This is a genomic window from Hymenobacter arcticus (assembly GCF_054779975.1).
Window position 1 is genome coordinate 505,448 of record NZ_BAAGXF010000002.1, and the last position, 25,964, is coordinate 531,411.

Genomic DNA, 25,964 nt, shown 5'->3' on the forward strand with positions numbered 1-25,964 from the left:
AGAACAAGATGGCTGAACGACTGGCGTGGGTTTCGTTCGGGTGCGATTGCTTCGCTGCGCTCGCAATGACAGATAGATATCAGCTCAGCGCGTACAGCAGAATATTGACGCCAAACTTGGTATTGTCCTCGGCCAAAAAGCGCTTGTTGCGGAAGTCGTAATCCCACTCGCAGCCGTAGTCTTTGTTGGAGTACAATACCCCTAGCCGATTATTTATCGTGATACCCTTGAGGTAGTCGTGCACCAGGTCGTCGCCCCAGCCGTTGAGCTCGAAACCGGTGTTGGGCGGCCCGTCTTTGAACTTAAAGAACTGATTGTAAATAGGATGCGTCTTAGCGATTTTCTGCAAGGCGTTGGTGCCGAAGCACACCCGCATCTGCTCTTCAAAGGAGCGGGCGAAGAGGCCGTCGATGTCGTGGTTACAATCGTCCACAAACACGAAGCCGCCGTTGCGCACGTACTGGGTGAAGTTCTTTTTCTCCTGCGCCGAAAACTGCACCAGCCGGTGGCCGCTGAGGTAGCAGAAGGGGTAATTGAAGAGCTCGGGGCTGTCGAGGGCTACCACTTTTTCCTTGGTTTCGACGGGTACCGTGGTGTACTGCACCAGCGAATGCAGCAGGTTGGCGGGCATCCGCTCGTCCACGGCATCCCAGTCGCCGGAGTGGTAGCTGAGGCGCACAAAGGTGAAAGGAGTAGGCATTTAGCAGCAAGCTGCCGGCCGCGTACCAGCCGCCGGACTGCGCAAATGAAACACTCCCGCGATGGTAGTTGCGTGCTAGGCGGATTTTTTTATCGACTGATTTTCGGCACGTTACCTAAAAAATAAGCATAACGCACTGACTAGCAGCGATTGAGCTAATAAGACTACCGCCTGGTAAATCGCCAGCTGCCGCGTGCCCCGCCAGCGGCTGGCGAATGAGCGGGGGGGAAGCACCTTGCTACGACCCAAAAAAGCCGCCAGCGCCGCATCAAAATTCTCAACCTGCTCGGGCTGCTCGTGTAGCAGGGTAAAGAACTCCCCATCAAGGGCCACCCGCCAGGCAAAATATTTTTCCAGCCCGGCCAGCACCAGGGCCACCCAAATACTCACCATCACCAGCGGCGTAGCTGGCAGCAAAGCCCGGACTAGCGTGCCCAGCAGCAGCACCGAAGAGGCCCCATCCAGCACCCGCCCGCCCTTCAAAAAGCCCACCACCACCCGCAGCATCACCGGATTATTAGTCTTCATCGTTAAGGAGCTACTTGTTGGTTTTCAATAGGTAAGCTGGCGTAATATACTGCCAGCGCTGCCTGGTGGGCGGCTCCCAGCACCACCTGCGGCCGGGCGGCGCGCAGCTGCGCCAGCGCCTCGGCGGGGGTGGCGCAGCGGCCGCGGTGCAATAGCCAGGCCGCCACCACCAGCGCGCTGCGCGAGTAGCCGAGGGCGCAGTGTACTAGCACCGGCGGGTGGGCCGCCAACTCGTCGAGGGCAGCCACGGCTTGCGCCAGCTGCGCGGGGGTGGGCACCACCAGGTCCAGCAGCGGCACGCTGCGGTGGGGCCGGGCGCGGGCAGCGCGGCTCAGGCTGAACTCGGCGGTGAGGTCGAGCACGGCGCTGGCGGGCAGGTGCTGCCAATCGGTGCGGCTAGGTACGCGGCCCAGCCAGATGCCCGGCGCCACCTCGGCGCTCGGCACGCCCCGGCGCGTAAACCAGCGCGACGAGCCCCACGCGCCCACCCGGTAGGGCAATAGCAGCAGGCGCGCCGCCCAACTCAGCCGCCCATCGTGCTTCTGAAAAATGGCCACGCCCCGGCCAGCGTAGGCGAGCCCCACTAGCAGCAGCGAAATGCTGGTCCAGGCCAGCAGCCATGCCCAGCCGCCGAGCGCGGCGGCCAGCGCCAGGCACAATGCCGCACCTAGTAGGTAGCTGGCCGCCAGCTTGCGTTGCCAGGGTTGGTCGGCGGCTGGTGGGCCAGGCGCACGTTGCCACGTATGTGACTCATCAGGAAATAGATACACGCAGAGTACGCCCACCGCCGCCCCGGCCACGCCATCAATAAAATGGTGCTGGTAAGTGGTGAAAACCGACAGCGCAATCAACAAAAACCAGCCGTGAGCCAGCCAGCGCGCCACCCCGCGCAGGTGGCGCGCAAACACCAGCCACACCAGCAGCACCAGGCTAATGTGCAGCGAAGGCGCTTGGTTATAGGGCTTGTCGAAACCCGCCAACATGGTGAACAACACGCCATTAAACCCGCTCGTGGCGGGCCGCACGAAGCTGAACTGCAACGGAAACAGCAGAAACCCCGCCACCGACAACACGCTGGCGCTCAGCAGCCGCTTGGCGTGGGTATCGAGCTCGGTGCGGGTGGCGCACAGGTATAGGGAGCCGGCGTAAAACGCATCTAGCGCCATGTAGGGCACGATGGTCCAGGGCCAGAAGGGGATGTGGTTTTCCCAATCGAATACGAACGAGCCCACGTGCGGCAGCCGCCCCGTCCACCAGTTGGCGAAGCCGTAGGAGAGGAAGAAAAACGGCCCCAGAAACGTCAGCCACCCCGCCGCCCGTAGCCAGGGGCGGGGCGCGGTGGGAGAGGCTTTTTGGCTAAAAAAGAACGTCATGCTGAGCTTGTCGAAGCATCTCTACCGCTTCGTTAAAAAGTGTAGGTGAAGCGATAGAGATACTTCGACAAGCTCAGCATGACGTTCTTTTTCAGAACTTTAAATCCGAAGAACAAATCTGAAATTGGTAAGTAGCTACGTTATTTGCGCCGGGCCAGCGACACCGTGAAAATGCCCCACTGGTCGGTTAGCTGGTCGATTTTTTCGAAGCCGGCCTGGGCCACTAGCTCGTCGATTTCGGCCTGCACGCGGCGGCGCATCACCCAGGCCGCGCCGGCGCGGTGGCTGGTGAGCGAGCGGGCAATCAGCTCCAGCTGGGGGTGCCAGGGCTGGTTGGTGTAGAGGAGGTAGCCGCCGGCTTCCACCGCGCCGGCCACGCCGGCTAATGACTTGCTGACCTGCTGGTTATCGCCAAACAACTCGTAGAGACCCGACACCACGGCCAGCGTGGGGCGGGGCTGCAACGCGGCCAGCCCGGCTTGGTCGAAGGCATCACCCTGCTCGAACTGCACCAGCCCGGTGAGGCCTTTTTCGGCAATGAGGCGGCGGCCGGCGGCCACGTTGGCGGGGCTGTAGTCGCGCAGCAGCACGCTGTCGGCCTGGCCGGGGCGGGCGGCCACGGCCTCCAGGATGTAGCGCCCGTGGCCGGCCGCAATATCGAGAATGCGCACGGGCTGGCCGGCGGCTTTCAGCAAGTCAATGGCCTGGCCGATAAGCTGTTCCAAGTGCTGCTTACGAATGCGGATGCCACGCCAGCCGATGCTGTTTAGGAATACGTTATCGACCAGCTTGCCGATGGGCGTGAAGCCCTGCTGGCGGTTTTGGTACACGTAGTCGAGGGTGCTGCCCGAGTCGAAGCCGGTGGCAATGCCGTTTTTGATGCCCGTCGAAAACCGGCCGCCCACGGCTACCCAAAAGCGGCTCATGGCCCAGTAGAGGCGCGCCGCGGCTGTGGCGGCGGGCGCGCTCAGGGTGTCAAACTCGGTTTTAGTGAGGCCGCGCTGGTCGGCTTCGAGCAAGCCGGGCTGGGCGGGTGCGGTGGCAAACAGGCGCTCGATAAACGCGCGGGCCAGCCCAATCGGGATGGCGCGGTTGCGCTCGCCCAGCGTGTCGTGCAGGAAGTCGTCGAGGCGGTGCAGCTCCTTGTTTTCGGTGCCCAGATTGTCGAAAAATTGCTGCTGCGGCTCCTCGTACACCACCGCGTCGTTGCCCGAAACCAGCACCTGGGTGGGCACGTGAATAGCCCCCGCATCGGCTACCACGCGGGTAGCGGCCTCGTCTACTTCCAGTAGAATATTGGCCGCTATGGGCCTGGTAATGAGCGGGTCGGCGTGGTAGGAGGCAATGCGTGCCGTATCGCGGGTGAGCTGGGTGGGCTTCACGTACGACTTCACGAAGTAGTTGCCCCGCACCCCATACAGCAGCTTGAGGCCGGCCAGCGCCCCGGGCACAATCAGGTTGATTTTGAAGGCCGGCGCGGCCAGCACCATGCCGCGCAGGCGGGGCGCATAGTCGTGCACCCAGGTAGCCACCGTCACGGCCCCGAAGCTCTGGCCGATAACTACCACGTTCTCCGTAGCAATGCCGTGGGCGCTGGCAATGTGCCGCACAAAGGCGTCCACGTCCTTCACTAGCACGCCGTAGTTGTCGGCCGCACCCCGCGGGCCCGGCGACTCGCCCAGGCCGCGCGCATCCCAGGCGAAAAAATCAAAATCAGGCAGCGAGAATTCGTCGGCCAGGTGGGCCATGCGGCCGCCGTGCTCATGGCCGCGGTGGAAGAGCACGATGGCCTTTTTGCCCGCCGCGCCGCCCGCCGCCGGCCAGTGCCGGTAGAAAAGCGAGGTAGCATCGAAGGAAGCGAAGTAGCGCTCCTGGCAGGGGCGGATGGTGTCGTAGGTGGCGGTCATGAGAAAAGGAAAGACGTGATTAATAGGAGATTTTATATTTTGAGGACTTACGCAAAAAGTGTTTGTCATTGCGAGCGCAGCGCGGCAATCGTCCCAGAACGATGGACGAACGACTGGCGTGGGTGCCGTTCTGGTGTGATTGCTGCGCTGCGCTCGCAATGACAAACGCTTTTTGTATAAGTCCTGATTTTGAGGGAAAAAGAAAAAGAACGTCATGCTGAGTGCAGTGAAGCATGACGTTCTTAATCAACTCCTACCAGGTCAAGCTGCGCGCGCAGCTCGTGAAAATTATTGAGTAAGCTGTTCATAAACTGTGCTTTATCTTCCAAGTAATGCAATGGGTCACCCACAATTGCCTGTACGTTCATAGGCACCGCGAGGGGCGCGCCGCGCGGCATCGACTTGCCCATGCCGGCCAGAAACACCGGCACGATGGGCACCTGCGGGAAGCGCTGGGCCAGGTACCAGATGCCCGACTTGAACTCGCTGAACTGCTCGGGCTGGCCGCGGGTGCCTTCGGGAAAAACGATGAGCACCTGGCCGGCGGCCAGGGCGCGGTAGCAGCCTTCAAGTGGGTCATTAGTAGAGTTTTGGCCGCTACCTCTCGCTATTGGGATGACGCCCACCAGGCGGCTTGAAAACCACCGTAGCCAGCGGCTTTTATAGAAGTAATCGGTGGCGGCCACCGGCTGCACGCCCGGCACGCGGCCCAGCGGAAACAGGGCTAGTAGCGCCAGAATATCGAGGTGGCTGTTGTGGTTGGCTACGATGATGGCCGGGCCCTGCCGGGGTAGCCGCTCGCAGTGGTGCACTCGCAGGCCCAGCCACAGCCGCATCACCGGGTACACCATACCCAGCGCAAACAGCTGCCGCCAAAACGCATCGAGCCGGCTGGGCATGGGGCTAATAGTAGAGGTAATAAGTATAGTGAAAAAACAGCGGGGCCGCGTAGATAAGCGAGTCGAGCCGGTCGAGCACGCCGCCGTGGCCGGGTAGCAGCGTGCCCGAATCCTTGACGCCCACGTCGCGCTTGATGGCCGAAACCACGACATCGCCAAAAAAGCCAAATAGGCTGATAAGTAGGCCCGCCAGCACTGCCTGCCACGGCCCGAAGGGCGTGAGCCACGGCCCCAGCGCCCAGGCCAGCAGCGTGGTAGTGCCCACGCCACCCAGCAGGCCCGCCAGGGTTTTGTTAGGGCTCACGGTGGGCGTTATGCGACGGCCGCCCAGCATTTTACCCCACAAAAATTGCGCAACGTCGTTGAGCTGCGACAGCACCAGCAAGTAAAAAACCAGCAGCTCGCCGCTCACCGCGCCGTGCGCCCCGGCGCGGGCGGGCAACACCAGCAGGTAGGCTACGTGGCTGATGCTGAACACGGTAGCCATCAGGCCCCAGTGCACCGTGCCCGCCGCCTGCAAAAACCCCTTGGTTTCGCCGGCGATGACCATGCGCACCGGTAGCAGCAGAAAAAAGTATACCGGAATAAAGATGATAAACATCCCGTACCAGGCCAGGTGCACCCACAAATACTGCCCCGGAATGGCCAGGTAGGCCAGCAGCAGCACCGGGTTATCGACGGGCCGGGTGGGCACCAGCGACAGAAATTCGCGCAAAGCCAGGAAGCTCACCAGGGCTGCCATTACGATGGCCACCGGGCGGCCCAGCGCCAGGCCCAGCGCCAGTAGCGCCGTGAGCGCCCACCAGGTTTGGATGCGTTGCCTCAGGATGGTGTAGTCGTGCGCAGGACGCCAGCGCATCAGCCCCGCCGTGGCGAGCGAGGCCAGCAACAGCAGCCCCGCGAGGCCGCCAAAGGCGTAGAGTAAGATGGGATTCACTGGTAATCAGTTGATTGAGTTGGCATCGGCGCGCAGGGCCTGCCGGGCCCGGTTCCAGCAGGTGACGACCAGCAGCAGCGCCAGCCCGCCAAACACGTAGTCGAGGTAGGGCCCCACGGGCAGGCCCAGGCCCACGGCCAGCGCCAGCGTTCCGAAAATAAATGCCCGGTCGCTCTTGCCGCTGGGGCCGTCGTAGCGCCGCTCGCCACCCACCACCTGCCCCAGCACGCCCACAAACTCGCTGAGCAGCGCCAGCACCACCACCAGCACCACCAGGCTGGCGTGCACGCCCGGCAGCAGCGCAAACGGCAGGTAGAGGGCCGTATCGGCCACCACGTCGCCCACTTCATTGAGCAGCGCGCCCAGCCGGCTTTGCTGCCCATACTCGCGGGCCAGCATGCCGTCTATCGCGTTGAGGGCCATGCGCGTAAACAGGAAAGAGGGCAGCAGCAGCCAGGCCCAGCGGTTAGTAGGGGCCAGCGCCAGCCAGCCGCCGTAGGCCAGCGAGGCCAGCAGGGCGGCCACCGTTACGGCATTGGCCGAGATGCCCGCGCCGTGCAAGGCCGCCAGCAAAGGCCGCAATACTTGTTGAAACCGAGGCTTAAGGGCATAAATAGAAGGCATGGCGGCGAATGTAGGGCTGCGGGCGGCGCGGGTAGCCCGTTGACCAAACAAAGCTGCGGGCTACGCGCCCGCCATACAAACCAACTTATGTATCCGTCAGACTTTAGCGCGCGCGCTAAAGCCACCATCAATTGCCATAATTCATTGATACTTAATGAGCCGAGCCTGAGCTTTGCTTGACTTTAGTCGGCAGCTATGATGGGCAGTGGCCCTGGCTGATGGCGGGGTGCCGGGGGCCACCCACCCGGCCGAAGGCCGTAAATTGCCGCTTTATTGCGGCGGCTTGCAACGTACCAAATGCCTCGCGCACTCGTTATCCTGGCGGCTGCAACCGCGCCGCTGCTCTATCTATCACTTTTTCTGATGTTTATGAAATTCTCTGCTCTGGCTGCCGTTTCGCTGCTTGCTTGCGCGCTCGCGCCCAAGGCCCACGCCCAGTTCGGTATCAAGGCCGGCGTGAATGAGGCCGTACTTAAAGGCCGCGTGGGCGAAGACGCCACCTACAAGACATATTTCCACGCCGGCGTCTTCTACGAAGCCAAGCTGATTGGCCCGCTTTCCATTCAGCCCGAATTGCTGTATTCGTTGCAGGGCTCGCAGCTAAAGGGCGCGACTACGGTGGCCAACTACACCACTCAGCTCAACTACATCCAGGTGCCCATCTTGCTGAAGGCCACCCTGGGGCCGGTATTTGTGGAGGCGGGCCCGCAGTTTGGCTACCTCGTGGCCGCCAATGACCAGGGCATGGTGCAGGTGCGCACCACCAGCGGCACCGCCACTTTCCGCGACGCCGACCAGTCGTCGACCGACAATTACAAGCGGGGCGATTTTGCGGTCTGCGGTGGCGTTGGCCTCAAGCTGGGCTCGCTCATTCGGGTGGGTGGCCGCTTCGTGGCGGGCCTCAATGATGTGCACAAGGACAACTTACTGCAAGGCTCTTTGGTGGGCGTGAACGACCCGCAGCTGAAAAACCGCGTGTTTCAGGCCTACATAGCCGTGCAACTGCCCAAGCTGTAAGTGGCTATTTTATAGTCTACTACAAAAGAACGTCATGCTGAGCTTGTCGAAGCATGTCTATCGCGCCGCTTAGGTTAGTAAACCAACTGGCGTGGTAGAGATGCTTCGACAAGCTCAGCATGACGTTCTTTTTTATAAGCTTCAATCCTATTGAGGCAGACGCAATTTTCTAGATAGCGTCCGACAGGCTCGTGAACGTGAAGTCCCTGATTTTAAGGGGCGGCACCAGGCAGCCGGCCAGGCGCACGGGCCGGCCGATGGCCTCGATATTATTGAGCATAATAATCGGGCTCTCGTTGAAGCGCAGGTTTTTGATGGGAAACTTGATGGCTCCGTTTTCGATGTAAAACGTGCCGTCGCGCGTCAGGCCGGTGTAGAGCAGCGTTTGCGGGTCGACCTCGCGGATGTACCAGAGGCGCGTGACCAGGATGCCCTTGGCGGTACCTTTTATCAGCTCGGCGGTGCTTTGCGTGCCGCCGCTCATCACGAAGCCGCTGGGAAAGGGCGTAGCCGTAGTCTTGTTTTTCTCGGCCCAGTAGCGCGAGTAAAACAGGTTTTTCACCACGCCTTTTTCCACCCAGCTCATGCGCTGGGTGGGTAGGCCTTCGTCGTCGAAGGCATTGCCGGGCACGTCGGCGTTGAGCGGGTCAGAATAAATCGTAACGCGCTCATCGAAGAGCTTTTCGCCCTTGCGGTTGCCGCCGCCCTTCTTGGTCATGAAGCTGCGGCCCTCGTCGGCCGAGCGGGCGCTGAGGCCATACATCAGCCCGCCGAGCAGCGACAGGTCGTCACCGGCCATGAGTGCGGCCGGCTCCAGAATCACGGTGTACTTGCCGGGCTCAATGGCCTTGGCATTGACCGAGCCAAGGGCCTTGTCGGCTGCGCGCTGGGTTAAGGCTTTGGTATTGAGTTTGGTAGGGTCCGTTACGTCGGCAATGGCGTAGCCCGAGCCCCGGCCGTCGGCGGTGCGCACCGTCACCGAAAAGTCGGTGTTGGTGGACTGCTGATACGCCTCCAGGCCCTTCGAATTGCGCAGCGCCGTGAAGCGCGTGCCGCCATCCAAGAAGCCAGCCGCCGTCAGGTTTTTGGCGGCGCACAGCGTCATGCTGTCGGCCGCGGCTTGGGCGCGCAGCGCGGGCGTGAGCGGCGTAGAAGCCGCCGAGGGTGGGTTGAGGTAGGTTTGGGGGCCGAGCAGGGGCACGTACTCGGGGCTTTCGGGAGCCAGCTTGGCAATTTCCTCGGCCCGCTGCACGCAGCGGCGTAGGGTGGCGTCGCCAAACTCATTACAGGTGGCAATGCCGCTGCGCTTGCCAAAGCGCGCCTCCACGGCCAGCGATACGTTGTCTTGCGCGCCGGCCGTGCTCACGCTGTTGCGGGCGTAGCGAATGTTGCCGGCCGTGCGCCCGCTCAGCGATACCGCGCATTCGTCGGCGGTGCTGTAGCCGAGGACTTTCTTGAGGAGCGTCTGTGCTTCGTCTTTGGATAGGATAGCCATTTTCTTGAGCTGTTAGCTTATAGCTGTTGGCTGTTAGCTTTTTGTGCTGACTGCGCCTCCCGAACGGAAGCTAACAGCTAGCAGCTATAAGCTAACAGCTTAAAAATTTACACCTTACGCGCCGTGTTGATGACGTTCACGCCATTAAAGCGCGTGGTGGCCGAGCCGTGGCTCACCGACGACACCTGCGCCGGCTGGCCCTTGCCGTCGAAGAAGGTGCCGAAGAGGCGATAATCCGACTGGTCGCACGAGCCGGCGCAGGCGCCCCAAAACTCCTGGGTATTCGACTGGTACGCCACGTCTTCGAGCGGCTCCGTGATTTTTCCCTTCTCGATGGCAAAGAACAATTGGCCGCCAAACTGAAAGTTAAAGCGCTGCTGGTCAATACTAAAAGAGCCCGCGCCCGCGATGTAGATGCCTTTGTCCACCTTGCTCACCAGCTCGTCCACGCTCAGTTTGGCGGGGCCGGGCTTGAGACTGATGTTGGCCATGCGCTGAAACTGCACGTCCTCCCACGACTGCGCGTAGCAGCAGCCGTCGCTGGCCTTCTGGCCCACGATGTGCGCCTGGTCGCGAATCTTCTGGTAATCAACTAGTTTGCCGGCCTTAATGATGTCCCACTCCTTGGTTTTCACGCCCTCATCGTCCCAGCCCACGTTGCCTACCGAGCCGGTTTGCAGCTTGTCGGCCACAATGTTGACCTGCGGCGAGCCGTAAGGCAGGTTTTTGGCCTTCCACTCCAGGGTGGCGAAGCTGGTGCCCGCGTAGTTGGCCTCGTAGCCCAGCACGCGGTCGAGCTCGGTGGGGTGGCCCACGCTCTCGTGGATGGTGAGGCCCAGGTGGCCGGGGTCGAGCACGAGGTCGTACTTGCCGGGCGTCACCGACTTCATGGTGAGTTTGGCCTTGGCCTGCTTGCCGGCCAGCGCGGCATCGGCTAATATGTCGTAGCGCAGCTTATAGCCCACGGTGTCAGTACCTTGGGGGCCGCGCACCTGCTCAGCGGCGCTGGGCGTGAGGTACTCGTAGCCCAGGCCCACGGGCGCGCTCAGCGACTCGCGCGAGCGAAATTTGCCCGATTTGGTATCCACGGCCGTCACGTTGAAGGTGGGCCAGAGGCGGTGAATATCCTGGTCGATGTACGAGCCGTCGGTACTCGCAAAGTACTTCTGCTCATTCACCTGGAAGAGGGCCGAGTTGATGTAGCTAGCGCCGTTGGCCATGGCCGCGGCGTTGGCGGCCAGCAGCAGGTCGGCCTTTTGCTTCACGGGCACCTCGAAGGCGCTTTGTTGCAGCGGGGTCTTCCAGCTCACTTCGCCGTAGCCTTGCTGGGTGGCCAGCTGCACGGGCTCCTTCATTACCAGGCGGTTGGCCTTGGCAATGTCCACGGCCAGGCGGGCGGTGGCGGCCAGGCTGGCCTCGGTAACGACGCTGGTGGAGGCAAAGCCCCAGCACCCGCCCACCAGCACCCGAATGCCCACGCCGTAGCTCTCGGTGCTCACGATGTTCTGCACCTGCTTTTCGCGGGTAAACACGTACTGGTTGAGCGAGCGGCCGATGCGCACATCGGCGTAGCTGGCCCCGGCACTTTTGGCGGCATTCAGCGCCGCGTCGGCCAGGCGCTTTTTGAGGATGGTGTCGGCGCCGGGCTCCAGCAAGCGGCTGTGGTCCACGTGCTTGGCCCCGAAGCCAGGCAGGCTGGGCAGCAGCAGGGCCGTGGCCCCCAGGCCGGTAAGGGCAGCAAAATCGCGTCTGTTCATAAGAGCAAAAGAAAAAGGCAAGGTGTCTGGGAGAATAGTGCCGAATGTAGCCGCTAAGCTAGCCGAAATAGAGGCAAAAAAAAGCGACCGGGTTGTCCGGTCGCTTTTCAGTACTTATTTGGGTAGCAAGTGCTTATCGGTAATAACCCATTTGTGGGCAAGCGCCGGGCACGAGCGAGTATCGCCGCACGCGCCCAAACGCTACACGGGCCCGCGGCTAGATGCCGCTGTTCGTGCAGGTGTTGCTGCTCAGCGTGGCACCCGCCCCCGAAGACGCGGTAAGGGTCGCCTTCACGCTGGACGCGCTCAGTACCGAGAGTGAATAAGGCGGCGTGAAGGCCGTTTTGCCATTGCCCACTTTGGTGCCGCTGGTGTTGGTGTACAGGTTGCCGGTTTCCTGCACCGCCGTGGCCCCACCAATCAGGGCAATGGGGTTGTTCACGTTCTCAAACACGTTGTTCTGCACCAGCACGTTGGACTCCAGCCCGGCCGCAATGCACTTGTTGCTGACCGTGCTGTTATACAAGCTGTTCACTACGTGGATTTTACCGAAGCGCACGCGGGGCATCCGCTCCACGCAGCCCTGCGCCCACCAGCAGCGGGCAAACGTGATGCTGAGCTTGCCCCGGTCGGCGGTGGCCCCGTCCGACGAGCCAATGAGGTCGGAGAAGCGGTGGTCGTTGGAGCCGCCCGAGCCGCCCGCTTTCGGGGGCTTCAGGTACGTAAACTTGGTCCAGGAAACGGTGAGGTAGTTGGAGGTGTTTTTGATATCGAGGTTGCCATCCACGCCATCCCGAAACTCGCAGTGGTCTACCCACAGGTTGGTGCAGGCATCAATGGTGCAGTTGTCCTGGCCATCCACGTCGTAGGCCCCCGGCCCCTCAAAAATGAGGTTGCGCAGGATGACGTTCTGGCACCGCTTCACGTACAGAATACCGGAGTTGCTCTGCGTTTGGTCGGTCGAAACCAGCTTGGCCCCGGCACTGCCGAAAACAGTTTTGCCGCTCTGGTCCTGAAAAGAAATTCGCCCGCCCGAAGGAATGGTAATGGTGCCGTTGACCTGCACCACCTTGACGGTAGCGCTCTCAATGGCGGCCTTTAGCTGGGCATAGGTGGTTACGACCGTGGCGCTGGCCGTGCCGCCGCCGGTGGTGCCCCCGTTTTGGGAGGCCCAGCCCTGCGCGCCGCAAGCAGCCGTAGCATCGGCCGATTGCGGGGTTGCAGTGGTCGCGGTGGGGGAGGGGGTATTGTTGTTGCAGCTCACCAGAACGGCGGAGCAGGACAGCAGCATAGCTGCCGCTAATACACTGGCTTTCATAAAGTTTGGGGTGGGATGTGGAAAAGAACTGGCCTGGCCACTCGACCAGGTAGATGGGCAAAGGTTTGTACTTTTTCGGTAAAAACGGCACTATTCTATCCTAAAAATATATGCAATCGTTGCCGGCAACGATAACAGGAAATTGGCGGGCTTCTTGCTGCTATTGTGGCTGTTAGGCCTGGTGCCTGCCCGCAGAGACTGAAACAAAAAAAAACCCCCGCGCCGGGTGGGCGCAGGGGCTGAGGTAGCGTGGACTCTGTGAGTCCGCGCGTAGAAGCGTTGGGTCGATTTATTCAACGACGCCACGCGCGGACTCGCAGAGTCCACGCTACTTGCTACACGGCGTCGGACAAGCTCGTGAATGTGAAGTCGCGAATCTTGAGGGGCGGCACCAAATTACCGGCCAAACGCACCGGGCGGCCGATGGCCTCCAGGTTGTTGAGCATGATAATGGGGCTTTCGTTGAAGCGGAAGTTCTTGACGGGGAACTTGATAGCGCCGTTCTCGATGTAGAACGTTCCGTCGCGCGTTAGGCCGGTGTAGAGCAGCGTTTGCGGGTCAACGGGGCGGATGTACCACAGGCGCGTCACCAAAATGCCTTTGGCCGTGCCCTTGATGAGGTCGGCGGTGCTTTGAGTGCCGCCTTCCATGATGAATCCTCCGGGGTTGGGCAGGTCAGGAATGCCCGATTTCTGGGCCCAGTAGCGCGAGGTGTAGAGGTTCTTCACCACGCCCTTCTCAATCCAGGTGGTGCGCTGCTGCGGGCGGCCATCGCCCGAGAAGGTGAGGTCGGGCACTTCGGCGTTGGTAGGGTCCGAGTAAATCGTAACCCGCTCATCGAACATCTTTTCGCCCTTGCGATTGCCGCCGCCCTTCTTGCTCAGGAAGCTGCGCCCCTCGTCGGCCGAGCGGGCATCGAACGAGCGCATGAGCGCGCCCAGCAGCGAAGCATCGGAGCCCGAAACCAGGGCATTAGGCTCCAGAATAACGGTGTACTTGCCCGGCTCAATGGCCTTGGCACCCAGCGAAGCCGAAGCCTTGCTGGCCGCGATGGCAGTCAGGGTTTTCGAGTCAAACTTCGACACGTCGGTGAAGTCGGTGGCCGCGTAGCCCGAGCCCAGGCCGTCGGGCGTGCGCACGGTAATGCTGAAATCGAGGTTTGAGGTGCGCTGGTACGCCTCCAAACCCTTGGAATTGCGTTTGGCCACGAAGCCCGCCTGGTCATTGAGGAAGCCGGCCGACGACAGCTTCTTGCTGTCGCAATACTGCATGCTGGCCGCCATCTGGTTGGCGCGGTAGTCGGGCGTGATATTGGCCGTGCTCTGCGCAAACGACTGGGGCGAAGCCAGATACGTTTGCGCCCCGAGCAGCGGCATCGACTCGGGGTTTTCGGGGGCCAGGCGCGCAATTTCCTCGGCGCGCTGCACGCAGCGGCGCAGGGTGGCCTCGTCAAACTGGTTGCAGGTGGCGGTGCCCGAGCGCTTGCCGAAATACGACGTCACGGCCAGCGACACGTTGTCGACGGCCCCGGCCGTGCTGATGGAGTTGCGCGCCGAGCGCACGTTGCCCTCCAGGCTGCCGTTGAGGTTGGCCTCGCACTCGTCGGCGGTGCTGAAGCTGAGCACCTTCTTGAGGATGTCCTGGGCTTCGGTTTGGGAAAGAATTGCCATTTCTATGAACAAGCTTTATGCTGAATATCAAAAAGTTACTTGGCTATCATTTTCATCTGTCATCCTGAGCTTGCGAAGGACCTTATCACGCTCGAACGACTTGTTCAACTGGCATAAGGTCCTTCGCAAGCTCAGGATGACAGATGAAAATGATAGGGACATGCCATACTACCCGATTTTACGGGCCGTATTAATCACGTTCACGCCGTTGAAGCGCGAGGTGGCCGAGCCGTGGCTCACGGCCGAGCTTTGCGAGGGCTGGCCCTTGCCATCGTTGAAGAAGCCCGCGAAGCGGTAGTCACTCTGGTCGCACGAGCCGGCGCACGCGCCCCAGAATTCCAGGGTGTTGGTCTGGTACGCCACGTCTTCGAGCATTTCGGTGATTTTACCCTTCTCAATGGCGTAGAATACCTGGCCGCCAAACTGCGAGTTATAGCGCTGCTGGTCAATGCTAAACGAGCCGTTGCCCACGATGTAGATGCCCTTGTCGACCTTGCTCACCAGTTCATCCACGCTCATTTTGGTGGGGCTAGGCTTGAGGCTGATGTTGGCCATGCGCTGGAACTGCACATCGCGCCACGACTGCGAGTAGCAGCAGCCATCGGAGGCCGTTTGGCCCACGATGCCCGCCTGGTCGCGGATTTTCTGGTAGTCCACGAGCTTGCCCTGCTCAATGAGGTTCCACTCCTTGGTTTTTACGCCCTCATCGTCGTAGCCCACCGCGCCCAGCGAGTTGGCTTGTAGCTTGTCAGCCACAATGTTAACCTGCTTGGAACCGTAGGGCAGGTTCTTCTTTTTCCACTCCAACGTAGCGAAGCTGGTGCCCGCAAAGTTGGCTTCGTAGCCCAGCACGCGGTCGAGCTCCAAGGGGTGGCCCACCGACTCGTGGATGGTGAGGCCCAGGTGGTGCGGGTCGAGCACGAGGTCGTACTTACCGGGCGTCACGCTCTTGCAGGTCAGCTTTTGCTTGGTCTGCTTGGCGGCCAGGGTGGCATCTTCCAGAATGTCGTAGCTGTTTTTGTAGCCGATTACGCCTGAGCCGGCGGGGCCGGCCATCTTGTCGGCGGCCTTGGGCGTGAGGTACTCGTAGCCCATGCCCATGGGCGAGCTCAGGCTCTGGCGCGAGCGAAACTTGCCGCTGGCCCGGTCCACCACCGTCACCCCAAACGTGGGGTAGATGCGGTGAATATCCTGGTCGATGTACGAGCCATCGGTACTCGCAAAGTACTTCTGCTCATTTACTTGGAACATGGCCGAGTTCACAAACGACGCGCCGTTGCTGAGCGCCGCGCCGTTGGCCGCCAGCAGCAAATCTACCTTCTCCTTAATGGGCACCTCGAAGGCGTTTTTCTCAATCGGCGTCTTCCAGGTCACCTCGCCGTAGCCCTTTTGGGGGGCCAGCTTCACGGGCTCTTTCTGCACCTTGGAGTTGGCCTTGGCGATGGCCACGGCCTGCTGGGCCGTTTTGGCGATGCCCGCGTCGGTCATGTTATTGGTCGAGGCGAAGCCCCAGGTGCCGTTGGCAATCACCCGAATGCCTACGCCCAGGCTCTCGGCGCTGGCGATGTTCTGCACCTGCTTTTCGCGGGTGAAAATGCCCTGGTTGAGCGTGCGCTGAATCCGAATATCGGCGTAGGTGGCGCCAGCGCTTTTGGCGGCGGTGAGGGCCACGTCAGCCAGGCGCTTTTTAGCAGCCACGTCGAGGCCGGGCTCCAGCAGCTGGGCCGGGTCCACGAGGTTGCCGGCGAGGCTCGGGAAGGAGGGGAGCCACAGCGCCCCGGCCGCCAAGCCAGTAAGGGTAGTAAAGTTGCGTCTGTTCAAAGTGAGGGAGCGTAAAGGTTTGAGGAATAGAGAGAATGAGGGTGGTATTTGTTCTGGTGCGCCCCTCTCCAAAAAGGAGAGGGGGAACTAGTATTTAGCAATAGCTTAAAAGCTGAGTCTAAAACTAGAACTAGTCCCCCTCTCCTTTTCGGAGAGGGGCTAGGGGTGAGGCGCCCCGTTAGCGCCGCATAAGGTTTACCCAATCTTGCGGCCCGTGTTTATCACGTTCACCGCATTAAACCGCGACGTGGCCGAGCCGTGGCTCACGGCCGATACCTGCGAGGGCTGGCCCTTGCCATCGAAGAACGAGCCGAACAGGCGGTAGTCGCTCTGGTCGCACACGGCCACGCACGAGTTCCAAAACTCCTGGGTGTTAGCTTGGTAGGCTACGTCGTCGAGCATGCCGGCGATTTTGCCTTTCTCGATGGCGTAGAACACCTGGCCGCCAAACTGAAAGTTATAGCGCTGCTGGTCAATGGAATAGGAGCCACGGCCGGCAATGTAGATGCCCTTGTCGACCTTGCTTATCATGTCGTCCACGCTCATTTTGGCGGTGCCGGGGCGCAGGCTCACGTTGGGCATGCGCTGAAACTGCACCGTACCCCACGAGTCGGCGTAGCAGCAACCATCGGAGGCGGTTTGGCCCACGATGTGCGCCTGGTCACGAATCTTCTCATAGTCAACCAGTTTGCCCTGGTTGATGAGCGTCCACTCCTTGGTTTTCACGCCCTCATCGTCGTAGCCCACCGCGCCCAGCGAGCCGGGTTGCAGCTTGTCGGCCACGATGGTCACGTTTTTCGAGCCGTAGGGCAGGTTCTTCGCCTTCCAGGCCAGGTCGGCGAAGCTGGTGCCCGCGTAGTTGGCCTCGTAGCCCAGCACGCGGTCAAGCTCCAGCGGGTGGCCGATGCTCTCATGGATGGTGAGGCCTAAGTGGTTAGGGTCGAGCACGAGGTCGTATTTGCCGGCCAGCACGGAGGTGGCTGTGAGCTTGGCCTTGGCCTGGCGGGCGGCCAGGGCGGCGTCTTCCAGGATGTCGTAGCTGTTGCGGTAGCCCACCAGGCCGGTGCCCTGGGGGCCGGCAATCTTGTCGGCGGCCTGGGGCGTGAGGTACTCGTAGCCCAGGCCCATGGGCGAGCTCAGCGCGTCGCGCGTCTTAAACTTGCCGCTGGCCCGGTCGATGGCCGTAACCGAAAACGTGGGCCAGATGCGGTGCACATCCTGGTCGATATACGAGCCATCGGTGCTGGCAAAGTACTTCTGCTCGTTTATCTGGAATAAGCTGGAATTGACGAAGTTAGCGCCATTGGCCAGGGCGGCGGCGTTGGCGGACAGTAGCAATTCAGCCTTCTGGGCCACGGGCACCTCGAAGGCGTTTTGCTTGATGGGCGTGCGCCAGTTCATCTCGCCGTAGCCTTTTTGGGGGGCCAGGTTCACGGGCTCCTTCTGGGTTTTGGCGTTGGCTTTGGCCATGGCCACGGCCAGCTTGGCGGCCTGGGCCAAGCCGGCCTCGCTCACGTTGTTGGTGGAGGCAAAGCCCCAACTGCCGCCCGCAATCACGCGCACGCCGGCCCCGAAGCTTTCGCCGCTGGCAATGTTCTGCACCTGCTTTTCGCGGGTAAACACGCTCTGGTTGAGGTAGCGGCCAATGCGCACGTCGGTGTAGGTGGCGCCCGCGCTACGGGCGGCGTTGAGGGCCACGTCGGCCAGGCGCTTTTTGGCGGCCACGTCGAGGCCGGGCTCCAGCAGGCGGGCGGGGTCTACGAGGGTACCGCCGAAGCCCGGGAAGTGGGGCAGCAGCAGGGCACTGGTGGCCAGGCCGGTAAGGCCCACAAAGTCACGTCGTTTCAAAGCGAAAGAAAATTAAAGGCGACCGGTAAAACCGACCGGCAAGATGGCATCTTTTTCATGAAAAAGACATATCCATTAGCTAGGCGTTGCAGCGAAACCAACGCCTTTTCACCAAACCCACCTAAAAAAGCGTTGCGGTAAGTCGATGGCCTGCCGGATAGCGGCTGGGTGCCCACGGGCAGTACCGGGTTTTATCTGAGGATAAAACCCGGTACTGCGAGCCTAATTTACGGGCGGCTTTTGCCCGTGCAACTGTTTGGGCGCGTCCGTACTCCAATCTCTACACTCATCTTACGAAGCGTATGATAACTAATTACTTACTTGCCTTGGCCGCCGGTAGCTTACTGCTCTTTGGTGGCTGCAAAAAGGACGAAGCGACGCCCCAGGATTGCTCCACGCTGGCTGTGGCCACCACCGATGTCATGGGCTGGATGGCTAGCCCATATTGCTTCGCCACGCCCGTCGCCAACGTGAGCCTGACCCAATCGTACGTTGTCAATTCGGCCAGCGAGTTGCAGGCCCTCAATCACTGTGCGGTGGTGCCCACCATCGACTTTGCGCGCTACACCCTGCTGATTGGTAAAACAAAAACGGCCGCTTGCAGCAGCGTAAAAGCGCAGCAAGTAACCCGCAGCTGCGCGCAGTACACCTACAAAATAGAACTGGCGGCTGGCCTATGCCAGGCCTCCACGGAGGTGCTCTACTACACCCTGGTGCCCAAGCTGGCCGCCGAAGCCAACGTGGTGTTCGACGTGGTGCCGCCCAAATAAGCTATGGGAAGCAGGATGCAAACTTGGATTCTGGGAGCCGGATAGTATATTTCTTGCCCGCGCTCCTTTTTCCACCCAAGTACCCTGGTTTTTATGCAACTACGTCGACTTTTGGCGCTCGCCGCGCTCAGTTTTTTGGCGATGAGCAACAGCTGCAAAAAGGAGGACGATGTGGTGCCCTGCAACGCGTCGGCCGACGTGACGACCACCCAGCTGCCGGGTTTCGTAGCTATTATTCCCGAGCCGGTGCCCAATGTGGGGCAGTCCAATACCTACGTCGTCAACTCGGCGGCCGAGTACCGGGCGCTGTTTGGGGGCAAGACCCTGCCGCCCGTCGATTTTAGCGCCTACACCCTGCTGGCCGGCAAAACCCGCACCGCCAGCTGTAGCTACGTGCAAGCCCAGCACGTGCGCCAAACCTGCGCCGGCTACACCTACACCGTGCAGCTGGCCGCCGACGCGGGCGACCTCGTATCCAACGTAGTGTACTACGTGCTGGTGCCCCGCCTGCCCCTCGCCGCCAAGGTCGAGCTGGAGGTGCAGCTGCCCCTGGCGGGCGCGGCCGAAAGCGTTTCGGCTGTCGATATGGCAAAGTAGATTATTGTGTCGCCCTCCGCGACAGTGGTTAACTACTTGCCCAGCAGCTCCTTCACCGCCGCATCAAGCTGCGCATCGCGGGTGGTGTAGCTCTCGCCGATGGGGCGCGTCACGGGGATGTCCACGGGGCGGGGGTTCATTTCCATCACCTGGCCGTCACGGGTGGCGCGGATGGTGCTGGTGGGCAGGCGCAGGCTGGAGCCGTCGAGCAGGGTAGCGCCCGAGGTGAAGATAATCCAGCCGCCGGTGGGCTCGCCCACTATTTTGCCCAGCTTGCTGGCCCGGTAGCCTTCGCTAAAGTCCTCGGCATCAGAGAGGGAGTGCTGGTTGGTGACGAGCACCGTGGGCACCTCCAGGCTGCGCTGGCCGAGGGCGCTGCGGGCGGGCACCGGCGCGGCCATGCCCCGGCTGCGCATGCTGAGGTAGCTGCGCCGCGCCAGCACATCAATGGCGTACACGTTCACGAAGCCGCCGTTGTTGTTGCGCACATCCACCACCACGCCGTCGCGGGTCATGTTTTCGGCGTCGAGGTCGAGGTAAAGCTGCGCCAGCGAGGCCGCCGACATGTCGAACATGTGCACGTAGCCGAGGCGGCCGCCGCTGGCCTGGGCCACGTAGGCGCGGCGCTCCTCCACCCACTGGCGGTAGTCGAGGGCCTTCTCGGTGTCGCGGCTGAGGGGACGCACCACCACGTCGCGCTCCTTGCTAGCGGCCGACACGCGCAGCGTGGTGCGGCGGCCCACCTGGTATTGCAGCAGTTCATCGAGGTTGGTGGTGCCGGTGAGGGGCTGGCCATTCACGGCGAGCAGCACGTCGCCGGGCTGGAGGCTGGCTAGCGCGGCCGCGCCCAGCGGCAGCACGCTGGTAATGCGTAGGCGGCCATGTTGCTCATAATCAAGGGCATCGAAGCGCACGCCCAGGCGACCGGTGGCGGGCGCTACCGTGCCAGTGGGCGGGGCGGCGGGCCCCATGCCCGAGTGCGAGGCGTTGAGCTCGCCAATCATCAGGTTGGTGAGGCGGCGGGCTTCGTCGGGGGTGCGAGCCCCGGCGATGTATGGCGCAAACTTGTCGTGCTGGGCGGGCCAGTCGGTGCCGTTGAAGGTGGGGTCGTTGAAGAAGTCGCGTAGGTAGGCCCAGGCTTCGTCGAAGACTACCATCTTCTCCTCCTCAAAATCCACGTTCAGCTCGGCAGCCACGGCTACGCTGCGGGCCGCGCCCTTACCAGCCTCCACGGGCACCACCTGAATGCGGCCCTGGTCGAGGAAATACACTTCCTTGCTATCGGGCGAAAACTGCGCCTCGCGCTTGGGCCCGGCTGTGGACGTGAGCTGCCGGGCTGTGGCCGGCTCCTTGCCCAGCTCATCGAGCGGATACACGTAGAGGTTGGTTTGGTTGGAAACGGTGGCCGTGAGCAACAGCCACTTGCCATCGGGGCTGATGGTTTGGGTGCGCACATCCACGCCCACCGGCACCAAGCTCAGCCGCCGACGGATGTCGTCGAAATTGATGGTGACGGGCGGCTTGGTGGGAATGGCGGCGACCCCTACCGCGCCCTTCTTGCTCTTGCCCTTCTTAATAATAGCCTGATTTTTAGCGCGTACTGAGTCGGCGGCCGCTACCGGCATCGGGGCCGGCGTGGGGGCCTTGGTAGGCGGGGTAGCGTTCTTATCGGGCGTAGTTGGGCCGGGCACCGATTCTTTGAATAAGTCGCGAAACTGGTCCTCGCGGAAGCGGGGCGTGCGCAGCTGCAAATCCACGCGGGCCACCTGGGCATCCTCGGTGCGCTGGCCGGTGTCGAAGAGCAGGTACTTGCCATCGGGGCTCCACGAGAGGCTGTTGCTGTTGGTGTTGGCCAAAAAGCTCACCGACCGCGCCGCGCCGCCCGCCGTGGGCACCACCTGCACGTTGGTGAAGCCCCGCGCCCCGGCCGGTGCAAACGCCAGCCAGCGCCCATCGGGCGACCATACCACCGAGCGCTCGGCGGCCAGCGGCGGCCGGCCAAAGCGCCCCGTGCCGGCCACCCGCTCTTGCCGGCTGGCCAAATCCAGGATGCGCACTTCCTGGGCATCGCGCTCGAAGGCCAGCAGCTTGCCATCGGGCGAGAAGCGCGGCTGGGCGTCGCTCAGGGCGGCGTTGGTGAGGCGGGTTTCCTGGCCCGTGGCGAAGGTGTAGCTGTAGAGGTGCCGCGCGCCGTCGCGGGCCGAGGCGTACACCAGCCGGCGGCTGTCGGGGGCCCAGGCCAGGTCGGTTTCGGCGGCCACGGTGGTGGTGAGGCGGGTGGCGTCGCCGCCATCGGCCGAGGACGCGGCGAACACTTCGCCGTGCACAATGAAGGCGACCTTCTTGCCATCGGGTGAGAGGGCCAGCTCCTGCAAGCGGTCAGTAAAGCGCTGGCGCTCCACGCCGGGGCTGGCCGGCGCGCCCCGTCTTCTGATGGCCACCGGCTGGGTCTGGCCCGTTTCGGTGTTCAGCGTCCAGATGCCGAAGTCGCGCTCAAAGGCCACGAGCTTGCCATCGTACGAGATGCTGGGCCACAGCACCCGGCCTCCTTTGAACGTGGTAACTGCTTGGGGTTTAGTATTATCCAGGCCCACCGTCCAGATGTTTTCGGCCCCGCCCTGGTCGCTGGTGTAAAACAGCTTTTGGCCGCCCGGCCCCCACATGGGCCACAGCGCTTTGCTGCCGCCGCTGGTGAGGCCGCGGTAACTGGGGCCGGTTTTGCCTTCCTGCCGCAGCCAGATTTCCGACTCATCCAAGTGGCTGTGGCCGTGGCGCCACCACTGGTTGGAGGCCACGCCGCGCGCGGCAAAAGCCAGCGTGCGGCCATCGGGGCTGGGCGCGGCGAAGAATTCGTTGGCGTAGCGGTCGGCGCTCACGGCAGTGGGCGTGCCGCCGCCCACCGGCACGCGGTAGATGTCGTTCATGCCCGCGATGTCGCGGCTGGTGCTCGAAAAATACAGATACTTGCCATCGGCGCTCCAGCCGTCGAGCTGGTCGAGCCCGTCGTCAAACGTCAGCCGCTTCAACTCACCCGAGGCAAAGTTGAGGAGGTAGATATCGCCGTTGCCGCTGCGCGTGGAAGTGAAGGCCAGCGACTTGCCATCGGGCGCGTACAGCGGGCGGCTCTCGGTGGCGGGGTGGGCCACCAGCAGCCGGGCTTCGCCGCCGGCCACCGGCACCGTCCAGATATCGCCGCCCGACACGAAGGCCAGCTCCTGGCGGTCGGGCGCCACGGCGGGCTCCGAGTAGTAGGGCCGCGGCGCTGGTGGGGCGGCCAGCGCGGGCCCGGCGGCCAGCAGCGGCAAGCCGAGGCCGGCGAGCCGGCAATGGTGCACGATGGTAAAAAAACGCATACGCTTGGGATAAAGACACAACGGACCCCAAGGTAGCCGCCGGTGCGGCAATCGTTGCACAGCGGTAGTAGTGAGCGGCCAGGGTCCACGCCACTTTTGCCCAAAAAAAGAGCCCCGGCCAGCTGGCCGGGGCTCTTCGCTAAGAAGCTAACAGCTAATAGCTCCTAAGATTACTGCTTTTGGAAGCGGTCGGTGTAAGTCTGCTGCGCACCCACTACGCGCACTACGTAGAGGCCGGCGGCGAGGCCCGCCACGCGCTGGCTCAGCTGCTGATTGAGCTGCTCTACCGTGCCAGTGCCGCGCAGCACGAGGCTGCCGGTGGTGGTGTACACGCTCAGGCTCAGGTCTTTGCCGGTTTCGGGCACGTCGAAACGCACGCTGTTGATTACCGGGTTAGGGTAGAGGCCCAGCGAGGCGGTGCGGGCACCCTTGGTAGCCAGCGCAACACCCGTGAACGAGTAGCGCGAGAAAATGGGGTAGTGGTCCGAGGTCGTGTTGGCGTAGTTGGTGATGCCCGTCGTCACGTCGGTGCGGATGGCGGCCGTGCCGGCGATGTAGTACTGCGCCATGTTCTTGTTGGCAATCACGTTGTCAATCACCGTGGGGAAGCCCGCCGTGGAGCGCCCGCCGGCCTGGGCCAGCGGCAGCGTGATTTGCAGGTAGTTAGCATCCTGGGTGAAGGCCGAGTACGAGCTGATGGCCGGCGTAACGCCGGTGGCGATGGTGCCTTCCAACACGTCGTTGTAGTCACCCACGATGAGGGTATTGTCGGTGGGGTAGGTGGCTTCCAACTCGGCCTTCAGCAAGTCGGCGCCGGCCTTGCGGCGGGCGTAGTCGTTGGCTGAGGTGGCGGTGGCGTTGGCCTTGGCGTGAATCACCACAAAGTTTACCTTCTTGGTTACGCCGTCAACGGTCACATCGGCGCGCATCGAATAGGGGAAGCGGCCCGAAGCCCAGGGCGTGAAGGCCGGGCAGGCGGCAGCCTGCGAGCAGCGCAGCAAGCCGCGGAACGAGGGGTTGGCTACCATGTCGGTGCGGTAGATGAAGGCCAGCTTCTGCGCCGTGATGTAGTCGGGGTCGTTCTTGTCATCGGCGTACGAGCCGAATTCCGAAATCTTGTAGGCGTAGGTAACGCCATTGGCGGTCGAAAGCTGGGTGACGAGGGTGCGCAGGCGCACGGTATCCACCACTTCTTCCAGGGCGTACACGTCGGCTTTCAGGGCGCTGAGCACGGTGAAGGCGTTGGTGTATTGCAGGTTTTTGTCAGCCGGCCCGAGGGTAGCGTCGGGCGAGCCGAACCACTCCATATTCCAGTTCACCACTTCCAGGGTCTTGGCTACGTCGTAGGTGTTGCCGGTCACGGCTACGGTACGGCTGGTAGCGCCGGCCGAAGTCAGGGTTAGCGTAGCCGAGTAGTTGGTCGAGGCCACGGTAGGCGAGAAGCGCACGGTTACGGGCTTCACCACGCCGTTGGCTTCGGCCTGGGTCAGGGCCACGGTGCTGGCGAAGGTGGTGCCGTCTTTCGAGAGCGTGAAGGCCGCGTTCGACGAGGTCAGGGTTACGCCGCCGGTGAGGTTAGCGCCCGTCACGTTGAGGGTGCGGGTGCCGGTGGTGCCCACGGCCTGGTAGCCAAACGCGAGGCTGTTCACATCGGTGAAGAAGCTCGGGGCCGGGGCCGTAGTCGAGTTGGTGAGCGCAATGTCGTCGAGCGTCCAGCGGGCTGCGCCCGTGGTGGTCGAAGTGTACACAAAGGCTACGTACACCTTCGCGCTCTTATAAGCCGAGAGGTTGATGCCGGCCGTTTGGGTCCACACATCGGAGCCTGCGCCGGGGAACTGCGCGTTCAGGTCAGTCCAGGTAGCGGCGCTGGGGGCACCGCTGCCGCTGTAGTTGGTCGATACCAGCAGCTTGAGGCCGGGGCCGCTGAAGGCCGTGCGGCTCCAGAACGAGAACAGCGGGAAGGTGGTGTTGGTCAGGTTGAAGCTCGGCGAGATAAACCAGTCTTCGTTGGCGATGTTGCCGCCGGCGTAGCCGTTTATCTGCACGCCGTAGGGCGCGGCTACGGTGCCAGCGGGGGCCGCGGGGTCGCGGCCAAACGTGGTGCAGCCCCATACTTGCGGGCCGGTTACGCTATACTGAAGCCACCCGTCGGAAAGGGTAGTGGCGCAGGTGTTGAAGTCGAAGCTGGTTTGGGTGGGGTCAACGCCCGTGCCCGTGAGGGCTACCGTGCGGGTGGTGGCACCCGTGCTGGCGTTGGCGATGCTGCCCGTGGCCGTGCCGGTGGCGGTGGGCGTAAACTGCACGTACACCGTTTGGGCGGTGGCCAGGTCGGCGGCCGCGTAGTTCAGCGTGGTGCCAAAGGTGCCGCCGCTGGTCTTCGAGATGGTAAACGGCCCGGTGGCCGTGAGAGTAGTAGCGCCGGTGAGGCTGGTGCCCGAAAGCGTGTAGGTCTGCGCCGCCGAGGTGGTGCCCACGTTTTGGCCGCCAAACGTGAGGGCCGTTACCGAGGCCGTCAGGGTAGCGCCGGTGGGGTTGGTAGTACCCCAGCTCAGCGAGATGTCGTCGATGGCCATGCCATCGTCGGCGCCGCTGGCGTCGGTGTCGGTCCAGCGAAACCAGATGGTGGCGCCGGTGACCAGGTTGAGGCTGGCAATGGTGCCGGTAACGGCAGTAGTTTGCACTGGCGTGCTCACGCCCGCCGTAGTGGTTGCCGTGGCGCTGTTGTTGGTGTAGTCGAGGGCCGTTACGGCCGTCCAGGTACCGGTGCTCAGCGAAGTAGCATCGGTGCTGTACTCAAACGTCATTTTGTCGGCGCGTGCCGTGCCGCCCACGCGCCAGGTTTCGCCGGTGTAGGTGAGGGCCAGGCTGGGTAGGGCCGCGCCCGTGTTGTTGGCAAAGCGAGCGCCCAGCACTACGGCTAGCGTGCCGCTGCGCAGGCTGCCCAAGGCACGGTCGGTGCCGCCGGTGGCACCGTAGCTGTAGGTATTGCCGCCGTTGCCCGCGCCGTTATCGGTCGCGTACAGGTTGTCGGCCAGGGCGCTGGTGCCAGTCTCGGTGAAGTCCCAGCCCGTGGGTAGGGTCGATTTGGCATTGCTCGCGCCGGTGTTGGCCAGCCCGTCGAAGCTCTGCGTGTAGGGGCTTGTAGTGAGCGAAGCCTGGGCCTGCGCGCCTAGCGAAACCGTTGCCAGCACGCTTGCCCAACCAAAGAAGAGGAGTTTTCTTGTCATGTAAAAAGTTGGTATATACTTGAATTGGAGAGGAAAAGGGTGAGTATCAGGAAACAAAAATAGCCCCGGCGCGGCTGAAAAGCATGTTACCTTACTGTTTCTAAATGAAGTGGTTTGGGTGGT

At 62.4% G+C, this 25,964-nt stretch carries 18 protein-coding genes; 3 read left to right on the top strand and 15 right to left on the bottom strand.

What is annotated here, in order from left to right; translation table 11 throughout:
• Positions 1–79 precede the first annotated feature (79 nt).
• From ACYVGC_RS05755 to ACYVGC_RS05785, 7 genes are all read right to left on the bottom strand, one after another.
• On the bottom strand, positions 80–700 hold the full coding sequence (locus ACYVGC_RS05755) for a DUF4159 domain-containing protein (protein WP_460582835.1): 621 nt from the start codon (positions 698–700) through the stop codon (positions 80–82).
• A 111-nt stretch (positions 701–811) separates the two neighbouring features.
• Positions 812–1,228, bottom strand: coding sequence for a hypothetical protein (locus tag ACYVGC_RS05760; RefSeq protein ID WP_460582836.1), 417 nt, complete (start codon positions 1,226–1,228; stop codon positions 812–814).
• Between the two features lie 2 nt (positions 1,229–1,230).
• A complete protein-coding gene (locus ACYVGC_RS05765; protein WP_460582837.1) occupies positions 1,231–2,601 on the bottom strand; it encodes a phosphatase PAP2/dual specificity phosphatase family protein in 1,371 nt (456 codons plus the stop codon).
• Positions 2,602–2,741: 140 nt separating this feature from the next.
• On the bottom strand, positions 2,742–4,508 hold the full coding sequence (locus tag ACYVGC_RS05770; RefSeq protein ID WP_460582838.1) for a bifunctional alpha/beta hydrolase/class I SAM-dependent methyltransferase: 1,767 nt from the start codon (positions 4,506–4,508) through the stop codon (positions 2,742–2,744).
• A 242-nt stretch (positions 4,509–4,750) separates the two neighbouring features.
• On the bottom strand, positions 4,751–5,407 hold the full coding sequence (locus tag ACYVGC_RS05775) for a lysophospholipid acyltransferase family protein (RefSeq protein WP_460582839.1): 657 nt from the start codon (positions 5,405–5,407) through the stop codon (positions 4,751–4,753).
• Positions 5,408–5,411: 4 nt separating this feature from the next.
• On the bottom strand, positions 5,412–6,344 hold the full coding sequence (locus ACYVGC_RS05780; RefSeq protein ID WP_460582840.1) for a phosphatidate cytidylyltransferase: 933 nt from the start codon (positions 6,342–6,344) through the stop codon (positions 5,412–5,414).
• Between the two features lie 6 nt (positions 6,345–6,350).
• Positions 6,351–6,968, bottom strand: coding sequence for a CDP-alcohol phosphatidyltransferase family protein (locus ACYVGC_RS05785; protein WP_460582841.1), 618 nt, complete (start codon positions 6,966–6,968; stop codon positions 6,351–6,353).
• Between the two features lie 369 nt (positions 6,969–7,337).
• Between ACYVGC_RS05785 and ACYVGC_RS05790 the strand changes: the two genes are divergently transcribed.
• Positions 7,338–7,985 carry a porin family protein gene (locus tag ACYVGC_RS05790; RefSeq protein ID WP_460582842.1) on the top strand — a complete coding sequence of 216 codons (648 nt, stop codon included), beginning with the start codon at positions 7,338–7,340 and terminating at the stop codon, positions 7,983–7,985.
• A gap of 169 nt (positions 7,986–8,154) precedes the next feature.
• Here ACYVGC_RS05790 and ACYVGC_RS05795 read toward each other — a convergent pair whose 3' ends face one another.
• The 6 genes from ACYVGC_RS05795 to ACYVGC_RS05820 form a co-directional block, all read right to left on the bottom strand.
• Positions 8,155–9,480, bottom strand: coding sequence for a TldD/PmbA family protein (locus tag ACYVGC_RS05795; protein WP_460582843.1), 1,326 nt, complete (start codon positions 9,478–9,480; stop codon positions 8,155–8,157).
• A 107-nt stretch (positions 9,481–9,587) separates the two neighbouring features.
• The gene (locus ACYVGC_RS05800) at positions 9,588–11,237 is read right to left on the bottom strand and encodes a TldD/PmbA family protein (protein WP_460582844.1); all 1,650 of its coding nucleotides are present in this window, start codon (positions 11,235–11,237) and stop codon (positions 9,588–9,590) included.
• A 217-nt stretch (positions 11,238–11,454) separates the two neighbouring features.
• Positions 11,455–12,555 carry a pectate lyase family protein gene (locus tag ACYVGC_RS05805; protein ID WP_460582845.1) on the bottom strand — a complete coding sequence of 367 codons (1,101 nt, stop codon included), beginning with the start codon at positions 12,553–12,555 and terminating at the stop codon, positions 11,455–11,457.
• A gap of 335 nt (positions 12,556–12,890) precedes the next feature.
• Positions 12,891–14,225 (bottom strand): TldD/PmbA family protein, encoded by a 1,335-nt coding sequence (locus tag ACYVGC_RS05810; RefSeq protein ID WP_460582846.1) that lies wholly within the window; start codon positions 14,223–14,225, stop codon positions 12,891–12,893.
• Between the two features lie 168 nt (positions 14,226–14,393).
• Complete coding sequence (locus ACYVGC_RS05815) at positions 14,394–16,046, bottom strand: TldD/PmbA family protein (protein ID WP_460582847.1); 1,653 nt, start codon at positions 16,044–16,046, stop codon at positions 14,394–14,396.
• A 195-nt stretch (positions 16,047–16,241) separates the two neighbouring features.
• Entirely contained in the window at positions 16,242–17,894 is a 1,653-nt protein-coding gene (locus ACYVGC_RS05820) for a TldD/PmbA family protein (RefSeq protein ID WP_460582848.1), read from the bottom strand.
• 302 nt (positions 17,895–18,196) lie between these two features.
• Here ACYVGC_RS05820 and ACYVGC_RS05825 point away from each other — a divergent pair, with 302 nt between their 5' ends.
• Positions 18,197–18,664, top strand: a complete 468-nt coding sequence (locus ACYVGC_RS05825) for a hypothetical protein (protein WP_460582849.1) — start codon at positions 18,197–18,199, stop codon at positions 18,662–18,664.
• A gap of 141 nt (positions 18,665–18,805) precedes the next feature.
• Positions 18,806–19,261: a hypothetical protein gene (locus tag ACYVGC_RS05830; RefSeq protein ID WP_460582850.1), complete on the top strand. Its 456-nt coding sequence runs from the start codon at positions 18,806–18,808 to the stop codon at positions 19,259–19,261.
• Between the two features lie 32 nt (positions 19,262–19,293).
• On the opposite strand, the gene ACYVGC_RS05835 is transcribed toward ACYVGC_RS05830, so the two are convergent.
• Together ACYVGC_RS05835 and ACYVGC_RS05840 are read right to left on the bottom strand one after the other, a co-directional pair.
• Positions 19,294–22,614, bottom strand: a complete 3,321-nt coding sequence (locus ACYVGC_RS05835) for a S41 family peptidase (RefSeq protein WP_460582851.1) — start codon at positions 22,612–22,614, stop codon at positions 19,294–19,296.
• Between the two features lie 170 nt (positions 22,615–22,784).
• A complete protein-coding gene (locus ACYVGC_RS05840) occupies positions 22,785–25,841 on the bottom strand; it encodes a choice-of-anchor J domain-containing protein (RefSeq protein ID WP_460582852.1) in 3,057 nt (1,018 codons plus the stop codon).
• Positions 25,842–25,964: the final 123 nt, after the last annotated feature.